Raw genomic sequence first — 16,485 nt, forward strand, 5'->3', positions numbered from 1 at the left:
CATGAGCAGCCCACGGGGTCAGACGCTGCGCCGCCGGCTCGCCGGAGTGGTGTTCCTGGTGGTGCCCGCCCTGCTGATCTGGCTGGCCGTCGCCGTCTACGACAAGAAGTTCACCGACTTCGACCCGGTGGTCGTGGAGACCGGCAGCGTCGGCAACGAGATGCACCTGGGAGCCGAGGTGAAGCTGCGCGGCGTAGTCGTCGGCGAGGTCCGCGCCATCGACTCCACCGGTGACGGCGCCCGGCTCACCCTCGCCCTGCGGCCCGGCGCCCGCGCCGCCATCCCCTCCGACGTGCGCGCGCAGATGCTGCCGACGACCCTGTTCGGCGAGCGGTTCGTGGCCCTCGTGCCGCCCGCGCACCCCTCCGGCCGGCCGCTCGCCGCCGGGGCCGTCATCCCGCAGGACCGCTCGGCGAACGCCGTCGAGTTGCAGCGGGTCCTCGACGACGTACTGCCGATGCTCACCGCCGTCCAGCCGCACAAACTCTCCGCCACCCTGTCCGCGGTCTCCCGCGCCCTGGAGGGACGCGGCGAGCAGCTCGGCACCACCCTCAGCCGGCTCGACGCACACCTGCGCAAGTTCAACCCCGACCTGCCGGCCCTCAACCGCGACCTGAAAGACCTCGTGAAGGTCAGCAACCTCTACGCCGACGCCGCACCCGATGTCATCACGGCCCTCACCGACTTCACCACCACCAGCGGCACCCTGGCCGAGAAGTCCGGCGACCTGGCCGGCACGCTCGGCGCCACCACCGGGGCGGCGGACGACCTGACCGGCTTCCTGCGCCGCAACAAGGACACCGTCATCCGGCTCAGCGCCGCCTCCCGGCCCACCCTGCGCCTGCTCGCCGAGTACTCCTCGTCCTTCCCGTGCACGCTGCGCACCCTCGCCGACTTCGTGCCGGAGATGGACAAGGCGCTCGGCAAGGGCACCGACCGGCCCGGCCTGCGGGTCGACCTCACCACGGTGCCCTCCCGCGGCGCCTACGTCCCCGGCCGGGACACCCCCTCCTACGACGCCGGCGGCGGACCCCGCTGCTACCCCGTCCCCTACCTCGGCGTGCCCACGAAACCGGCCGCCCAGGTGTCCGCCGCGGCCGGCCAGGACCTCGGGCTCGCCAACTCCCCGCAGGAGAACGCCCTCGTCAACGAACTGCTCGCGCCGGCCACCGGCCGACCGCCCGCCGACCTGCCGGACTGGAGCAGCCTGCTCGCCGGTCCGGCCCTGCGCGGCACGGAGGTGACCCTGCGATGACCCGGCCGCACCCCGCGCACACCCGGCGCCGCCCGCTGACCGGCCCCGTGCTGAAGTCCCTCGTCTTCCTGGTGGTGACCGCGCTGGCCACGACCGTGCTCGGGCTGAGCGTCGCGGGCACCGGCGTCGGCTCCGCCACCCGCTCCTACAAGGCGCTGTTCACCGATGTCACCGGGCTCGTCGACGGCGACAGCGTGCGCATCTCCGGAGTGAAGGTCGGCGAGGTCACCGACGTCCGCGTCGTCGACCGGCGCACCGCGCAGATCACCTTCACCGTCCGCGACGACCGCACCCTGCCCCGCTCGACGACCGCCGCCGTCAAGTACCTCAACATGGTGGGGCAGCGGTACGTCGCCCTGGGCCGCGGCAGCGGCGACCTCACCGGCACCCTGGAGGACGGCGACACCATCCCGCTCGACCACACCGCGCCCGCCCTGGACCTGACCCTGCTCTTCAACGGCTTCAAGCCGCTGTTCGAAGGACTGTCGCCGAAGGACGTCAACGAACTCGCCGGGTCCATCGTGCAGGTCCTCCAGGGCGAGGGCGGCACCGTCGACAGTCTTATCCGGCACATCGGCTCGCTCAGCCGGACGGTCGCCGCGAGGGACGAGGTGGTCGGCGCCGTCGTGAAGAACCTCAACACGGTCCTGACCACCCTCAACGACCGCGAGGCCCGGTTCGACGACCTCGTGGACACCCTGCGCCGGCTCGTCACCGGCTTCAACGACGACCGCAAACCCCTCGGCCGGTCCGTCGCCGCCATGGGAGACCTGACCACGGTGACCGCGGACCTGCTCCAGGACGGGCGCGCACCCCTGAAACAGGACATCAGCGAACTGGGCCGGCTCTCCCGCAACCTCGGCGCCGCCACCCCCCAGATCGAGGACTTCCTCGCCAGGACACCCGCCAAGATGACCGCCCTGGCCCGGCTGTCCTCCTACGGGACGTGGTTCAACCTCTACCTCTGCGAGGCGCGCGTGAGCCAAGTGACCACCTCCGACGGCTCCGAGGCCCCCACCGGCATCGCCGTCACGGAACCGAGGTGCGGCGCATGAGCCTGCTCCTCCGGGCCCGCCGCCGCGCGGGCGACCGCCCCACCGGCACCGGCACGCGCACCGGCCGGCGTCGCGGGCCATGGCTGCGGCCCGTCAAGGACCGCGACCCCATCGCCGTCGCCCTCGTCGGCCTGCTCCTGCTGGCCCTGCTCACCGTCGTCGCCTACCACGCCGACCGGCTGCCGCTGATCGGCGGCGGCACCACCTACAGCGCCGACTTCAGCGAGTCGGCCGGCCTCGGCAAGGGCGACGAGGTGCGCATCGCCGGCGTCAAGGTCGGCCGCGTCACCGAGGTCTCGCTCGACGGCCCCAAGGTGAAGGTCAGCTTCGAGGTCGACGACGCCTGGATCGGCGACCGGAGCACCGCCGCCATCGCCATCAGGACACTGCTCGGCGAGAAGTACCTGGCCCTGGACCCGCTGGGCAGCGCACGCCAGGACCCCGGCCGCCGTATCCCGCTGGCCCGCACCACCTCGCCGTACGACGTGACCCAGGCGTTCCAGGACCTCAGCGGCACCGTCGACGCCATCGACACCGGGCAGCTCGCGAAGAGCTTCGAGACGATCTCCGAGACGTTCAAGGACTCGCCGCCCCATGTGCGCAAGGCCGCCACCGGCCTGTCCGCGCTGTCCAGGTCCGTCTCCAAACGCGACGCGGAACTCTCCGAACTCCTCAGGGGCAGCGCCCGGTTCAGCAAGACCCTCAAGGACAAGAAGTCCAGCTTCGAGACCCTGATCGAGGACGGAGGGTCCCTGCTCGGCGAGTTGAAGGACCGCCGCACCGCCATCCGCGCCCTGCTCAAGGGCAGCAGGGCACTGTCGACACAGCTCAGCGGCCTCGTAGCGGACAACGACAGCGAACTCGGCCCCACCCTCAAGGCGCTCGGCCGGGTCACCACCGTCCTGGAGAAGAACGGCACCCGTCTCGACCGCACACTCGCGCTCGTCGGGCCCTACTACCGGCTCATCGGCAACACCCTCGGCAACGGCCGCTGGTTCGACAGCTATCTGTGCGGGGTGGTGCCCCGCGACTACCTGCCCGACCCGGCCCAGACCGAGCCGTGCATGCCGCCGAAGCAGCCGGCACGGGCCCAGGGAGGCGGTGAGCGATGACCGGACGCGGCAGACTCCTCGCGGCCGCCCTCGCCCTGGTGGTCGCCGCCTCACTCGCCGTCGCCCGTGCCCTGGACACCTCCGGCACCCGGCTGACCGCCTACTTCGACCGCGCCGTCGGCATCTACTCCGGATCCGACCTGCGCATCCTGGGCGTGCGGGTCGGCGAGGTGACATCGGTACGGCCGCAGGGCACCCGGGTGCGCGTGCAACTGGCCCTGGACGAGGGCGTACGGGTCCCCGAGGGCGCCCGAGCGGTGATCGTGGCACCGAGCGTGGTCGCCGACCGCTATGTGCAGCTCACCCCCGCCTACCGCGCCGGCCCGGCCCTCGCCGACGGCGCCGTGCTGCCGGCCTCCCGCAACCGCACCCCCGTCGAGATCGACCAGCTCTACGCCTCGATCACCGATCTCAGCAAGGCACTCGGCCCCGACGGCGCCAATGCCTCCGGCGCCCTGTCCGACCTGCTGACGACCGGCGCGGCCAACCTCGACGGCAACGGCGAGGCGATCGGCGACACCGTCGAGCAGTTCGGCAAGGCCGCAAGGACGCTCAACGGCAGCAGCGACGACCTGTTCGCCACGCTCAGCAGCCTCCAGTCCTTCACCAGCATGCTCAAGCGGAAGGACACCGACGTGCGCACCGCCCAGGAACGCCTGGACACGGTCGTCGGTTTCTTCGCCGACAACAAGGACGACCTCACGGGCGCCCTCGAAGAACTCGGCACGGCCCTCGGCCAGGTCAAGCGGTTCATCAAGGACAACCGCGGCGAGCTGAAGGAGAACGTCGACCGGCTGGTGCCGATCACCCGCACCCTCGTCGAGCAGCGGGCCTCCCTGGCCGAGGCGCTGGACGTGGCACCGCTGGCCGCGGACAACCTGGTCTCGGCCTACGACACCGACACCCGCACCCTCGACGGCCGGGCCGACCTCAACGAGATCAGCATGGGCGGACCGCTGCTGCCGCTCCCGGCGACGAGCGGCTCCGCGTCCTTGGGGGAGGGGAAGCGGTGAGGCGCGGCCTACGGCGACACAACGCATCCGGCGCGACCGGGCGCCGGGACGGCCCTGGGAGCCAGGACACTGGGGAGAACCGGGACGCCCCGGCGGACCCGGACAGCCCGGAGCAGAGGGACGACGGGGCCGAGCGGGCGCCCGACGACCAGAACCGGGCGGGCACGGCCGGCGCGGCGGTCGGACGGGGACTGCTCACCGGAGGGATGGCCGTGGGCGCCGCAGCGGGCGGGCTGCTCGCGGTGGCACTGGGCTTCGCGCTGGCGGTCGGCGCGTTCACCGTACCCCTGCCGCGCTTCGGCGGGATCGAGAACCTGCCGCTGCCCGGCGGCGCCGACCTCGGCTCCCACCCCTACACCGTCACCGCCGAACTCGACGACGTACTCAGCCTCGTCCCCCAGGCGGCGGTCAAGGTCAACGACGTCGCCGTCGGCAGGGTCACCGCCATCGACCTCGACCACGACGGCTGGGCCGCCCGCGTCACCATGAAGATCAACGGCGATGTGCGGCTGCCCGCCGGCGCCGGCGCCCGGCTTGAGCAGTCCAGTCTGCTGGGCGAGAAGTACGTCCAACTCGTCGCGCCCGGCACGTCGGACAGCGCCGGCCGGCTCCGCGACGGCAGTGTCATCCCGCTGTCCCGCACCGGCCGCAACACCGAGGTCGAGGAGGTGTTCGGTGCGCTGTCCCTGCTGCTCAACGGCGGCGGCGTCAACCAGCTCAAGACCATCACCAAGGAACTCGACGCCGCCCTCGGCGGACGTGAACCAGAGGTCCGCTCGATGCTCGAACGGGTCGACACCCTGGTGACCGACCTCGACGGGCACCGCGGGGACATCACCGACGCCCTCGACGGCGTCAACCGGCTCGCCGCCACCCTCGCCGGCCGCAAGGACGACGTGGGGACCGTCCTCACCGATCTGTCGCCCGGCCTGAAGACCCTGGACGAACAGCGCGGCTCGCTGCTGACCATGCTGCGCTCCCTGGACAGGCTCTCCGACGTCGCCGTCTCCACCGTCAACGCGAGCAAGGACGACATGGTCGCCGACCTCAAGGCCCTCGCACCCAGCCTGCGGGCACTCGCGGACGCGGGCACCGACCTGCCCGACTCGCTCCAGGCGCTGCTCACCTACCCGTTCACCGACGAGGTGCTGCGCGGCATCAAGGGCGACTACCTCAACGTGTACCTGAGCATGGTCGCCGCCCCCGGAACACGGATCATCCCGCCGCTGGTGCCGCGGAGCACACCCTCGCCCTCCGCCCCGGCGCAGAACGCACCCGGCACGGCCCACGGCAGGACCGCCACCAAGGGGGCCGGCGGGAGTGCCCCCGCCACCCGGGCCCCGACGGCGCCGCCGCTGCCGCTGCCGTCCGTCACCACGTCCGCGCAGGACGGAGGCGGCACGCCGTGATCACCCTCGCCGTACGCCTGAAGAACCTCGCCTTCCTCGTCATCGCCGTCCTCGTCCTCGGCTTCGTCGGCATCCGCTACGCCGACCTCGGCCGCTACGCCGGCGTCGCCGACTACTACACCGTCGACGTACAACTTCCGCGCACCGGCGGCCTGTTCACTCACTCCGACGTCACCTACCGCGGAGTGTCGGTGGGCCGGGTCGGCCCGATCGGGCTCACCGCGGACGGCGTCGTCGCCGAACTGCGCATCAAGAAGTCCGCGCCGCGCATCCCCGCCGACACCCGCGCCGTGGTGGCCGGGCTGTCCGCGGTCGGTGAGCAGTACATCGACCTGCGGCCCGCGAGCGACGGCGGGCCCTATCTCGCCGACGGCGCCCGGATCGAACAGGCCGACACCGAGGTGCCGGCGCCCGTCACCGACGTGCTCTCCAGCGTCGACAGCCTCACCCGGTCCGTGCCCCTGGACGATCTGCGCACGGTCGTCGACGAGTTCGGCAAGGCGTTCGAGGGCCACGGCGACGACCTCCAGGTGCTCCTGGACAACGGCAGTGCCTTCGTGGAGGCCGCCGACCGCGCGCTGCCGTCCACCAGCCGGCTCATCCACGACGGCGAGACCGTGCTGCGCACCCAGGCCGAAGAAGCGCGGGCCGTCCGCGACTTCGCCACCGGGGCCGAGCAACTGGCCCGCGCCCTCAAGGGCTCCGACGCCGACCTGCGCCGTCTGCTGACCGTCGCCCCCGATGCCGCCGGCCAGGTCAGCGGCGTCCTGCGGGACCTCGACCCGAGCCTGGGCGTGGTCCTCGCCAACCTGCTGACCACCTCCGAGGTCGCCGTCACCCGGCAGCGCGGCATCGAGGAACTGCTCGTGAAGTACCCGGCGGCCGTGTCCGCCGGAGCCACCGCCGTCGACGGAGGAAAGGTGAACTTCGGGATGGCCGTCACCTTCTTCAAACCCCTGCCCTGTACCGCCGGTTACGGCGGCACCCGCTACCGCGACGGACTCGACCTGGGCACCGCGCCCCCGCTCAACACCGGCGCCTCGTGCACCGCACCGGCCGCGAGCGGCAGCAACGTACGCGGCTCGGCCAACGCGCCCAGGGGCGGCCCGGTGCCCGACCCGGTCGAACCGCCCTCCCTGTCCTCCGGCGGCGCCGCACCGACCGCCGCCGGGACGCTGCCGGGCGCGCTCGCCCTGGACGGCCTCGGCGACGGCGCCCCGACGGACCTCGCGGCCCTGCTCGATCCGACCGCCGGGGCCGCCCGATGAGGCCCGCCCGGATCATCGCGGCCGCGGGGCTCGCCCTGGCGCTGGCGTTCTGCGGCACCGGCGCGTGGACCTACGCCCGGGCCCGCGGCGACGACGGGCTCGCCTACGGCCGCCAGCGGGACGCGGCGCTCACCGACGGGCGGCGCGCCATCGCCGTGCTCAACACGCTCGACGCCTCCTCGCCGGAGCGGGCGCGGGCCGGCATCCGGGCCTGGCGCGCGGCGTCGACCGGCCCGCTCCGGGACGAACTGGGCCGCACCGAGCCCCGCACCGGCGCGTCGGCCCGGGGCACGGTCACCGAGGCCGCCGTCACCGCCCTGGACCCGCGGGCCGGCACGGCCAAGCTGATCGCGGCCGTACGCGTCGAGGTCACGCCGGCCGGGTCGAAGACGCCGACCACGGACCGCAAGCGCCTGGAAGCGGTGCTCGCCCGCACGGCCGCCGGCACGTGGAAGGTCCAGGCGCTGAACGCGGTGCCGCTCGCGCGGACGGCGACCGAGGAGGACGCCCGATGACCCGACTGCTGCGCGACGGGACGGAGGGCACGAAGGGGCAGGCGCCGCGGGACGCGGAGCCCGAAGCACGGGGCGCGGAGGCGGCAGCGGCGGAGGAGGGGGCGGGCCTGTCTGCCGAGCGGGAGTCGGAGGGCGGGGCGGGCCTGGGTTCCGAGGGGGAGTCGGAGAGCGGGGTGGGACTGGGTTCCGAGGGGGAGTCGGAGAGCGGGGTGGGACTGGGTTCCGAGGGGGAGCCGGAGAGCGGGGTGGGCCTGGCTTCCGAGGGGGAGCCGGAGAGCGGGGTGGGCCTGGCTTCCGGGGCGGAGTTGGAGGAGGGGGCGGGCCTGGCTGCCGAGGGGGAGCCGGGTGAGGACGGGGTCTCCGGGCGGCTTCGTCGTCCGGGTGTGCGGGTGTGGCGGGCCGCGGTCGCCGTGCTCGCCGTGGCCCTCGTCCTCGCAGGCGGCGGCTTCTTCTACGGCGCCCACCGGTTGACGTCCGACGCGTCGGCCCGGAACCGCGCGCTGACCGACACCGAGGCCACCACCCGGGTCGCGGGGGACGTCGGGAACGGCCTCGCCCGCGTCTTCTCGTACACCCCCGACGGCCTCGACGCCGCCGAGCGCTCCGCACGCTCCGTCCTCGACGGCCGGGCCGCCCGCCAGTACGCCCAGCTCCTCGGCCGGATCCGTGCCGAACTCGCCGAGCAGCGCGTCACCCTGAGCACCCAGGCCGTACGCGTCGGAGTGATCGAACTCGACGGCCACAGCGCCCGGCTGCTGGTCTTCCTCGACCAGGTCTCCCGCCGCGGCAAGGCCGCGCCCACCTCGGCGGCGGCCCAACTCACCGTCACCGCACGGCGGGAGCACGACCAGTGGCGGATCGTCGACATCACCACCCGCTGAACGAGCGCGGGAGACGGGAGCACCCATGAAACGCGCGGTCCGCGCCCTCACCGGAGCCCGGACACTGCCGGCCCTGGCCCTCGCACTCGTCCTGATCGCGGGCGGGTTCGCGGCGTGGACGGGCTGGGACTGGTACGCCGCGGCGCACGACGACTCGGCCGGGTACGCCGCACAGCGCGACGCGGCGCTCGCCGCCGGTGAACAGGCCGTGCAGAACCTGAACACGCTCGACCACCGCGACGTGGAGCGCGGCCTCGATCTGTGGGAGTCCTCGACGACCGGGGACCTGCACGACCAACTCGCCACCGGACGCAAGGAGTTCGCCGCCCAGGTGCAGACGGCGAAGACGGTCACCACGGCCCGGGTGCTGTCCGGTGCCGTCACCGAACTCGACGACCGGGCCGGCCGCGCCCGGATCCTCGTCGCCCTGCGGGTGACCGTGAAGGCGTCCGGCGCACAGCGCACCGACAAGGACAGCCGCCTGCTCGGCGAACTCACCCGGACCGGCGGCCGGTGGAAGCTCAGCGCCCTGGGCCAGGCACCCGTGGGCGGCACATCAGCCGGCTGATCCGGACCTGCGCCGCGCGCCGGCCGCACGAGAGGACGACACAACCGATGGCGACGACCCGTCACCACATCAACCGCGAGCGTCGGCGCCAGGCCCGCGAGGCCCGGCCCCCGGCACCCGCGTCCGGGCCCGTGACCGGTCCGGGCGGGCCGGCCGACGAGGCCCTGCCCGCCGCGGCCACACCGGGCCCGCCCCGCTCCGGGCTCGCGGTGCTGCCCGAGCGGGCCACGGCGCCCGCGTTGCCCCGCGGGTCGGCGCCCGTCGAGGCCACGAATCCGGACGGCACGGACGGGGCGGACCGGGCGGACACGGCGAACCGGACCGAAGGCGGAGACCGGGCAGGCGCGGCGGACGGGGGAGCCCGGGCAGGCACCGACGCGGCGGTCCTGGCGGACGGGGCGGGTACAGCGGACACGGCGAACTCGGCGCGCGCGGCGGGCGGCAGGGGGCGGATCCGCCGTCCGTCCCGCCGCGTGGGCCTGGCCCTGCTGTGTGCGCTGACCCTCGCCCTCGGCGGCTTCGCCGGCTGGGCGCACGCCCGCGCCGAGACCCTTCGCGACGACCCGGCGCTGCGCAACACCGCGCTGAGCGACCCCGCCCGCACCAGCGAGATCAAGGGGCAGACGGCGAAGGCGGTCGCCGCGCTCTTCTCCTACGACCACGCCGATCCCGCCGCCTACGAGAAGGCCACGAAGGACCTGCTCACCGGGAAGGCCGTCGCCCAGCACGAGGCCCTGCTCGCCGGCGTCCGGGCCCGGGCCGACCAGCAGAAGGCGGTGATCACCACCAGCGTCACCGACAGCGCGGTCGAACGCATCGACGGCGACCGGGCCCGCGTCCTGGTCTACGCCGACCAGAGCAGCGTCAGCACCGCCGGGGGCAACGGCGCGGCGGACACCAAGGACAAGCAGGCCGCGGACGGCGGCAGTTACGCCGGGGCCATGCTCGCGGTCGACGTGGTACGCCGCGACGGACGCTGGCTGGTCTCCGGCATCGACACCTTCGGCCGCTGAGGGTTCCGGCGCCACCGGCCGGGACGCCGGCACCGGTGTCCGGCCCAACGACAAGGGAGCGACAGCCATGCCCGCACGCCGCGTACGCCGCCCGCAGGCCCGGACCCTACGGGGCCTGCGGGCCACCGCCATCGCCGTCGCGGCCGTGGCGGTCCTCACCGCCTCACAGGCGCCCGGCCTCGTCTCCCGCCCCGACGGCGGCCCCGGCCGACGCGCCGCCGATGACGCGCCCACCCCGGCCACGGACACCCCCTACGCCGAACTCGCCCCGCCCGGCGACGGCTCGTACCACACCGAACTGCCACCCCTGACGATGCGTCAGACGCCGCGTGGCACCGGGGAGATCACCCGGATCAACGCCGAGTCCGGCATCCCGGCGACCGTCCTGCGCGCCTACCGCGCGGCCGAGAGGGCCGTCGGCCGTACGGACCCGGGCTGCCGGCTGCCCTGGGAACTGCTCGCCGCGATCGGCAAGGTGGAGTCGGGCCATGCGCGCGGCGGTGCCGTCGACCGGGCCGGCACGACCCTCGGCCGGATCACCGGACCGGCCCTCGACGGGCGGGGCTTCGCCCTGATCCGGGACACCGACGGCGGCGTCCACGACGGCGACCCGGTGTACGACCGGGCGGTGGGGCCGATGCAGTTCCTGCCCTCGACCTGGGCCCGCTGGGGCGTCGACGGCAACGGCGACGGCCGCGCCGACCCCGACAACGTCTTCGACGCGGCCCTGGCGGCCGGTCACTATCTGTGCGCGGGGGACCGGGACCTCGCCCGGGCCGCCGACCTGGACCGGGCGATCCTCAGCTACAACTACTCGCGCACCTATCTGAACCTGGTCCGGCAGTGGCTCGACTTCTACCGGCGGGGCGTGCACGGTGTGCCCGACGGCGAGGGCGTCGTCCCGCGGTCCCCGGGCGCCGGCAGCGACACCCCGGCGACCGGACCCGTGGACGGCGAGGGCGACGGCACGGGCGGCGGCGGGATCGTCATCGGCCCCGACCCGGGCGGCCCCACCCCCACCCCCACCCGCTCCCCTTCGCACTCGCCGAGCCCCGGCCCGTCGCCCTCCGCGACGGGCCCGGAGCCGTCGCAGTCGCCCGGGGAGCCGCCCGTGCCGGACCCGTCCGACTCCCCGACCGGGGGCTCCTCGGCCACCCCGGCCCCGACCGGAACCGCGACGCCCTCCCCGGACCCGGGCGACCCGACGCCCGAGCCGTCCTGCCCCGATTCCTCCCCGAGCCCGTCCCCCGCCGACCCCGACCCCACGAACGAAACCCCGGCCTGCGCACCGCCGACCCCGCCGACATGAGCCCACGACACCCGCCAAGGCATGCCAGAACCGCAGACGGCCGACCCCCGGGCTCAGGACGGACGGGTACCGGGTGTGCTCGGGGTTCCCGGTTACGTGGGTGTGGTCAGGTGGTCGCCTTGCGGATGTGGGCGAGCAGGGCGCGCAGGTGGGCGCGGTCGTCCGCGTCGAGCGCGGCCGTCGCCTCGGCGAGCGCCAGCCGGTCCACCTCTTCCGCCTCACGATGGCAGCGCAGACCCTCGTCGGTGAGGCGCAGCAGGAACGCCCGGCGGTCGTGCGGATGCCGTACCCGCTCCACCAGACCGTCGCGTTCCATGCTGTCGACGATGCTGGTCGTGGTCCGCGCCGCCACCCCCGTCATCTCGCTCAGGTCCCGCATGCGCAGCGGCCGTTCGGCCCGGGCGAGCATCCGCAGGGCACGCAGCCGGGCGACCGAGGCGCCGCCCGCCCGCAGCCGGGTCTCCGCGAACTGCCGCAGCTGATGGGTGGTTTCGTACAGCTCGTCGATCAGGACGTCACTGCTGTCGTGCACTGCCATGTCACTTCCCCGCTCCGTTTGGCGCCCCATTCTATGAGTACGCGCATAGTGAGTATGCTCAGCATGTGCCCTCGTCCCGTTCGTCCCGACGCCGTCCCGTCCTCTCCCTTCGCTCCCTCCGGCTCAGCCAGCGCCTGGTCGTCCCGGTCATGTGTGTCTGCGTGACGTTCCTCGCGATCGTCGACGGAGCCATCACCACCGTGGCGCTGCCCTCGATCGCCCGTCAGTTCGGGCTGACCACCGCCGCCCTCGACGGGGTGGTCGTGGTCTACCCGGTCTGTCTGGCCATGGCCATCCCCGCCTCGGCCTGGCTGGTCGAGCGGTTCGGCGGCAAGCGGGTGCTGCTCACCGCGCTCGTCGGCTTCCTCGGTTCCTCGGTGCTGTGCGGCGCCGCCGCCGGCCTCGGCCAACTCGTCGTCTGCCGCGCGGTGCAGGGCCTGTCCGCCGGGGTGCTGTTCCCGGCCGCCGCGTCCCTGCTGTTCGTCACCTTCAACTCCTCGGAGCAGGTGCGCATATCCCGGTACATGATCATCCCGCAGCAGATCGCGCCGGCCGCCGCACCCGTACTCGGCGGACTGCTGGTGGACCAGTGGTCCTGGCGGTGGGTGTTCTACGTCAATCTGCCCCTGGGCCTGCCGGTCGTGCTGTTCGGCATGCTGTTCCTGGACCGGCACCGGGGCCACCGGCCGGGCCGCTTCGACCTGCCCGGCCTGCTGCTGAGCGCGGCGGCCCTGGGCGCCCTGATGTTCGGCGTCTGCGAAGGACCCAACCGCGGCTGGTCCTCGGCGACGGTGATCACCGCGCTGGTCCTCGGCGCGGTGCTGCTCGCCGCGGTCGTCGCCTTCGAACTGCGCACGACCGACCCGCTGTTGAAGCTCCGCCTCTTCGCCGACCGGCTCTTCCGCGACACCAACCTCATCAGCCTGGTCGGCCTGGTGCCCATCATGGGCGCCATGTATCTCGGCCCGCTCTTCCTCCAGCAGGGGCAGGGCCGTACCGCGCTGGAGTCCGGCACCAGCACCTTCCCCGAGGCGTTCGGCGTCCTGCTGACCGTTCAGGTCGTCGGGGTCTGGTACGCGCGCATCGGTCCGCGGATCATCATCGGCTGCGCCATGGCCGGCGTCAGCGCGGTCCTGCTGCTCTTCGCCACCTGCGACCAGGACACCGGTCTGTGGACCTTCCGCGGCTACATGTTCCTCCTCGGCGTCGCCATGGGCGGTGTCTTCATGCCGACGACGGTGGCCTCGCTCGCGACCCTCGCCCGAGGCGACCTGGCCCAGGCGTCCACGCTGAACACCGTCGTACGCCAGAGCGGAGGCGCCCTCGCGCCGGCCGTGGTGACCACCGCCCTGGTCCTCGGCACGCCCGCGGCCGCCGCGGCCCACCCGCCGGTCTCCGCCTACCAGCACGCGTATCTGGCCCTCGCCGTGATGGCCGCGGTGACCTCGGTGTTCGCCTTCACCCTTCCCGACGGCCCGGCCCGCGCCGCCGCCCGCGGCACCACCGCGTCGAACACCCCGACCACGGCGCCGCGCCGCCGGGAGAGCGCCCGTTACTCCTTGCTGCCCGGCGGTTCGAAAAAAGCAGGTAAAGGCAGGTAAAGCCGCCCGAAGAAAGTACAGGGAAAACTGTACAGGTGAGCCTGCATAAATTACGGTCGAACGCATGAGCAACGACCGCATTCAGCCCTCGGAGTCGGCCGTACGCGCCGCGCAGGACGTCCGCGTGGTCGTGGGGCGCCTGCGCCGCCGGGTGCGCCATGTCTCCGACGCCGACGACATCACCCTCTCCCAGGTGTCCGTGCTCGCCCGGCTCGTCAAGGACGGCCCCGCCGCGACCAGCACCCTCGCCGCCGTCGAGGGCGTACGCCATCAGTCCATGGCGGCCACCGTCGCGGCCCTCGACCGGCTCGGACTGGTGGAACGCCGACCGGACCCGACAGACCGCAGACGCCGGCTCGTCGCACTCACCGACGCCGGCCGCGCCCGTGCGGAGGGCGACCGGCAGGCCCGTCAGGAATGGCTGGCCGCGGCGTTGCAGGAGCGGTGCACCGAGGAGGAACGGCAGACCGTGATCGCGGCGATGGCCGTCCTGGAAAGGCTGATCCACGCATGAGCGGCCCCGGCACCCCACGGCGGTCCGCCGACCCAGCCCAGCAGGACACGGCGGGGACGGGCGAACGCCCGGCGGAACACTTCGACCGCAGGCTGATCCCCCCGATGATCGTCGGCTCGATCCTCAACCCGATCAACTCGACCATCGTCGCGGTCGCCCTCGTGCCCATCGGCGTGGCCTTCGGCGCGCCACCGTCGCAGACCGCCTGGCTGGTCTCGGCGCTCTACCTCGCCACCGCGCTCGGACAACCCGTCGTCGGGCGGCTCATCGACCTCTTCGGGCCACGACGGCTGTTCCTGATCAGCACGTCACTGGTCGGCCTCGCCGGTCTCGCCGGCACCTTCGCCCCGAATTTCGGCGTGCTGATCGGCGCCCGCGTCCTGCTCGGCTTCGGCACCTGCGCCGGTTACCCGGCCGCGATGTCCCTGCTGCGCAGCGAGGCGGAACGGACGGGCAACGACAGCCCGGCGGGGGTGCTGACCACGCTCGCGATCGCCGGCCAGACCATCGCCGTCATCGGCCCCTCCCTCGGCGGACTGCTGATCGGCGTGGGCGGCTGGCGCGCCACCTTCGCCCTGAACATCCCGCTGGCCGTGATCGCCCTGCTGCTCGGCGCGCTCCGCCTGCCCAGGCCGGCCGGCCCCCGGCCGGACCGCGGCCGCGGCGCCGCCGCCGAACTGGACCTCCCCGGCATGGCCCTGTTCGCCGCCCTGCTCGTCACGCTGCTGCTGTTCCTGATGAACCCGCACCCGAGCAGCTGGTACCTGCCCCTGATCACCGTCGCGGCGGCCGTCGCCTTCACCCTGCGCGAACTGCGCACCGCCGTGCCCTTCATCGACCTGCGGGTCCTGCGCGGCAACACACCTCTGCTGGCCACCTACGCCCGTGGCCTGGTAGCGTACACCGTCTCCTACGCCTTCCTGTACGGCTTCACCCAGTGGGCCGAGGAGGGCCGCGGCCTGTCGCCGTCCCAGGCCGGACTCGTGCAACTCCCGCTCTTCCTCATGGGTATCGGGATATCCGCGCTCACCGGCCGCCGCAAGAGCATCCTCGGCAAGCTCGTCGTCGGCGCCACGGGACAACTCGTCGCCTGCGCGCTGATCCTCCTGCTGGGCGCCGCGAGCCCGGTCTGGATGCTGCTCGTCGTCGCGTTGGTCTTCGGTGTGCCGCAGGGGCTCAACAACCTCGCCCTGCAGAACTCGGTCTACTTCCAGGCCGACCGCGAGCGCATGGGCTCGTCCGCCGGACTGCTGCGCACATTCATCTATCTGGGGTCGATGATCGCCTCCGTCGCCACGGCGTCCGCCTTCGGGCAGCACGCCGACACCGCCGGACTGCACCATCTGGCCTGGTTCATGCTCGGCGCCGGCGCGGTGTTCCTGCTGCTGACGCTGGGCGACCGCGGGCTGCGGCGGGCCGCCGCCGAGGCACGCGCGAGCGAGAGTCCGGACACCTGAGCGGAAACACGTGCCGGCTGCCCGGCGCGAGGCGCCATTCCGCCGCCGGTGGCGTGCACACCGCGCGACTGTGCGCCCTTGTGATGGAGCCAGTGGACGCGTCGTACGGGTGCGATCACAGGCGTACGCCCAGCAGCAGACCGAAGTGGCGGACACAGTCCCGAAACCCTGTGACACGGGCGATGCCTCCGGCGTGACGACACGGTGGGAATCGCGCCCGCCACCAGATGCAGCCGTCCGTGTACGGCGGCGATCGCGATGGATCCGAGGGCAGTCGGCATGTCCGGCAACCGACAACAACGGTCTTCAATCCAGCGCCGTGTCGTAGCGGAGCTGATCGAGGTGGCCGGTCAGGTAGCGGCCACATGGCGTCGACCCTTCCGTCACCATCGTGCACCCGGTCTCATGGACAGGCGGCCCGATGGCCCGCTCGTCGGCTTTGGTGATCTTCCAGCCGACGGTGTAACGGACCGTGCGCCGCGTGGTGTTCAACGCTTCGAGGTGTGCCAGCAACCCGGGCGTGGCCCCGGCCCCAACAGCCCGCGCAACGGGACCGTCACCGTCCTGCCCCGGGCGCGTTCACCGCGAGACCCCGGCGCCGAGACACATCCCGATGTCGCGCCGCTGCCCGGCGAGACCGCCGTCACCAAGAACCGCGCATCGGGCACCTCGTGCTCGCCGGCATCGCGACCGGCGGAGTCGTCCTCGCCACCGCCTGCCAGGCCGCCGTCGACGGCTGGAGCAGGACGCTCGCCGTCCCGGCCGACCGCGGTGCCATGACCCGCACGGCACTGGTCCTTCCGCTCGCCGACGTGCCGGGCACCTTCCTTGCCGGCGGGCGGCCGCTGCCCGGAAGAGCCCGCCCCAAGCCGTGCCCGTCTCGCCGCCGGCTGACGTCCCGCCCTGCCGGGGGCGGTCCGGGTGCGGTGGGTGGCTGGCGGGGTGGAGGGTGTAGTTCCAGTCTCCGTGGAAGCGGT

Annotated in this window: 17 protein-coding genes; 15 read left to right on the forward strand and 2 right to left on the reverse strand. The window is 73.5% G+C overall.

Annotated elements, in window-relative coordinates; all coding sequences use genetic code 11:
• Position 1 precedes the first annotated feature (1 nt).
• The 11 genes from ACIRFL_RS39575 (at position 2) to ACIRFL_RS39625 (ending at position 11,398) form a co-directional block, all read left to right on the forward strand.
• Complete coding sequence (locus tag ACIRFL_RS39575) at positions 2–1,255, forward strand: MCE family protein (RefSeq protein WP_404039220.1); 1,254 nt, start codon at positions 2–4, stop codon at positions 1,253–1,255.
• Entirely contained in the window at positions 1,252–2,310 is a 1,059-nt protein-coding gene (locus ACIRFL_RS39580) for an MCE family protein (RefSeq protein WP_404039222.1), read from the forward strand. The genes ACIRFL_RS39575 and ACIRFL_RS39580 overlap by 4 nt, the downstream gene beginning before the upstream one ends.
• Positions 2,307–3,422, forward strand: a complete 1,116-nt coding sequence (locus ACIRFL_RS39585; protein ID WP_404039225.1) for an MCE family protein — start codon at positions 2,307–2,309, stop codon at positions 3,420–3,422. Before ACIRFL_RS39580 ends, ACIRFL_RS39585 begins: the two co-directional genes overlap by 4 nt.
• Positions 3,419–4,435 (forward strand): MCE family protein, encoded by a 1,017-nt coding sequence (locus ACIRFL_RS39590; protein ID WP_404039228.1) that lies wholly within the window; start codon positions 3,419–3,421, stop codon positions 4,433–4,435. Before ACIRFL_RS39585 ends, ACIRFL_RS39590 begins: the two co-directional genes overlap by 4 nt.
• A 206-nt stretch (positions 4,436–4,641) precedes the next feature.
• Positions 4,642–5,844 (forward strand): MCE family protein, encoded by a 1,203-nt coding sequence (locus ACIRFL_RS39595; RefSeq protein WP_404039260.1) that lies wholly within the window; start codon positions 4,642–4,644, stop codon positions 5,842–5,844.
• Positions 5,841–7,112: an MCE family protein gene (locus ACIRFL_RS39600; protein WP_404039230.1), complete on the forward strand. Its 1,272-nt coding sequence runs from the start codon at positions 5,841–5,843 to the stop codon at positions 7,110–7,112. Before ACIRFL_RS39595 ends, ACIRFL_RS39600 begins: the two co-directional genes overlap by 4 nt.
• A complete protein-coding gene (locus ACIRFL_RS39605; RefSeq protein ID WP_404039233.1) occupies positions 7,109–7,627 on the forward strand; it encodes a hypothetical protein in 519 nt (172 codons plus the stop codon). The genes ACIRFL_RS39600 and ACIRFL_RS39605 overlap by 4 nt, the downstream gene beginning before the upstream one ends.
• Before the next feature lie 281 nt (positions 7,628–7,908).
• A complete protein-coding gene (locus ACIRFL_RS39610) occupies positions 7,909–8,508 on the forward strand; it encodes a hypothetical protein (RefSeq protein WP_404039262.1) in 600 nt (199 codons plus the stop codon).
• 25 nt (positions 8,509–8,533) lie between these two features.
• Positions 8,534–9,076, forward strand: coding sequence for a nuclear transport factor 2 family protein (locus tag ACIRFL_RS39615; protein ID WP_404039236.1), 543 nt, complete (start codon positions 8,534–8,536; stop codon positions 9,074–9,076).
• 47 nt (positions 9,077–9,123) lie between these two features.
• On the forward strand, positions 9,124–10,089 hold the full coding sequence (locus tag ACIRFL_RS39620; protein ID WP_404039239.1) for a hypothetical protein: 966 nt from the start codon (positions 9,124–9,126) through the stop codon (positions 10,087–10,089).
• Between the two features lie 67 nt (positions 10,090–10,156).
• Positions 10,157–11,398 (forward strand): lytic transglycosylase domain-containing protein, encoded by a 1,242-nt coding sequence (locus ACIRFL_RS39625; RefSeq protein ID WP_404039242.1) that lies wholly within the window; start codon positions 10,157–10,159, stop codon positions 11,396–11,398.
• 106 nt (positions 11,399–11,504) lie between these two features.
• Here ACIRFL_RS39625 and ACIRFL_RS39630 read toward each other — a convergent pair whose 3' ends face one another.
• Positions 11,505–11,936 carry a MarR family winged helix-turn-helix transcriptional regulator gene (locus tag ACIRFL_RS39630; RefSeq protein ID WP_404039245.1) on the reverse strand — a complete coding sequence of 144 codons (432 nt, stop codon included), beginning with the start codon at positions 11,934–11,936 and terminating at the stop codon, positions 11,505–11,507.
• A 149-nt stretch (positions 11,937–12,085) separates the two neighbouring features.
• Here ACIRFL_RS39630 and ACIRFL_RS39635 point away from each other — a divergent pair, with 149 nt between their 5' ends.
• The 3 genes from ACIRFL_RS39635 (at position 12,086) to ACIRFL_RS39645 (ending at position 15,508) form a co-directional block, all read left to right on the forward strand.
• Complete coding sequence (locus ACIRFL_RS39635; RefSeq protein WP_404039265.1) at positions 12,086–13,537, forward strand: DHA2 family efflux MFS transporter permease subunit; 1,452 nt, start codon at positions 12,086–12,088, stop codon at positions 13,535–13,537.
• Between the two features lie 64 nt (positions 13,538–13,601).
• The gene (locus ACIRFL_RS39640) at positions 13,602–14,051 is read left to right on the forward strand and encodes a MarR family winged helix-turn-helix transcriptional regulator (RefSeq protein ID WP_404039248.1); all 450 of its coding nucleotides are present in this window, start codon (positions 13,602–13,604) and stop codon (positions 14,049–14,051) included.
• Positions 14,048–15,508: an MFS transporter gene (locus ACIRFL_RS39645; RefSeq protein ID WP_404039251.1), complete on the forward strand. Its 1,461-nt coding sequence runs from the start codon at positions 14,048–14,050 to the stop codon at positions 15,506–15,508. Before ACIRFL_RS39640 ends, ACIRFL_RS39645 begins: the two co-directional genes overlap by 4 nt.
• A gap of 306 nt (positions 15,509–15,814) precedes the next feature.
• On the opposite strand, the gene ACIRFL_RS39650 is transcribed toward ACIRFL_RS39645, so the two are convergent.
• The gene (locus tag ACIRFL_RS39650) at positions 15,815–16,000 is read right to left on the reverse strand and encodes a hypothetical protein (protein WP_404039254.1); all 186 of its coding nucleotides are present in this window, start codon (positions 15,998–16,000) and stop codon (positions 15,815–15,817) included.
• Positions 16,001–16,179: 179 nt separating this feature from the next.
• Between ACIRFL_RS39650 and ACIRFL_RS39655 the strand changes: the two genes are divergently transcribed.
• The coding region (locus ACIRFL_RS39655) for a hypothetical protein (protein WP_404039257.1) at positions 16,180–16,485 on the forward strand (306 nt) is incomplete at its 3' end.

Source organism: Streptomyces sp. NPDC102462 (assembly GCF_044765425.1).
Taxonomy (GTDB): domain Bacteria; phylum Actinomycetota; class Actinomycetes; order Streptomycetales; family Streptomycetaceae; genus Streptomyces.

Coding starts and splice junctions, on each gene's coding strand:
- ACIRFL_RS39640 (WP_404039248.1), top strand. CDS start 13,602: ATGAGCAACGACCGCATTCAGCCCTCGGAGTCGGCCGTACGCGCCGCG.
- ACIRFL_RS39575 (WP_404039220.1), top strand. CDS start 2: ATGAGCAGCCCACGGGGTCAGACGCTGCGCCGCCGGCTCGCCGGAGTG.
- ACIRFL_RS39595 (WP_404039260.1), top strand. CDS start 4,642: ATGGCCGTGGGCGCCGCAGCGGGCGGGCTGCTCGCGGTGGCACTGGGC.
- ACIRFL_RS39585 (WP_404039225.1), top strand. CDS start 2,307: ATGAGCCTGCTCCTCCGGGCCCGCCGCCGCGCGGGCGACCGCCCCACC.
- ACIRFL_RS39605 (WP_404039233.1), top strand. CDS start 7,109: ATGAGGCCCGCCCGGATCATCGCGGCCGCGGGGCTCGCCCTGGCGCTG.
- ACIRFL_RS39625 (WP_404039242.1), top strand. CDS start 10,157: ATGCCCGCACGCCGCGTACGCCGCCCGCAGGCCCGGACCCTACGGGGC.
- ACIRFL_RS39620 (WP_404039239.1), top strand. CDS start 9,124: ATGGCGACGACCCGTCACCACATCAACCGCGAGCGTCGGCGCCAGGCC.
- ACIRFL_RS39645 (WP_404039251.1), top strand. CDS start 14,048: ATGAGCGGCCCCGGCACCCCACGGCGGTCCGCCGACCCAGCCCAGCAG.
- ACIRFL_RS39635 (WP_404039265.1), top strand. CDS start 12,086: ATGTGTGTCTGCGTGACGTTCCTCGCGATCGTCGACGGAGCCATCACC.
- ACIRFL_RS39630 (WP_404039245.1), bottom strand. CDS start 11,936: ATGGCAGTGCACGACAGCAGTGACGTCCTGATCGACGAGCTGTACGAA.
- ACIRFL_RS39580 (WP_404039222.1), top strand. CDS start 1,252: ATGACCCGGCCGCACCCCGCGCACACCCGGCGCCGCCCGCTGACCGGC.
- ACIRFL_RS39590 (WP_404039228.1), top strand. CDS start 3,419: ATGACCGGACGCGGCAGACTCCTCGCGGCCGCCCTCGCCCTGGTGGTC.
- ACIRFL_RS39615 (WP_404039236.1), top strand. CDS start 8,534: ATGAAACGCGCGGTCCGCGCCCTCACCGGAGCCCGGACACTGCCGGCC.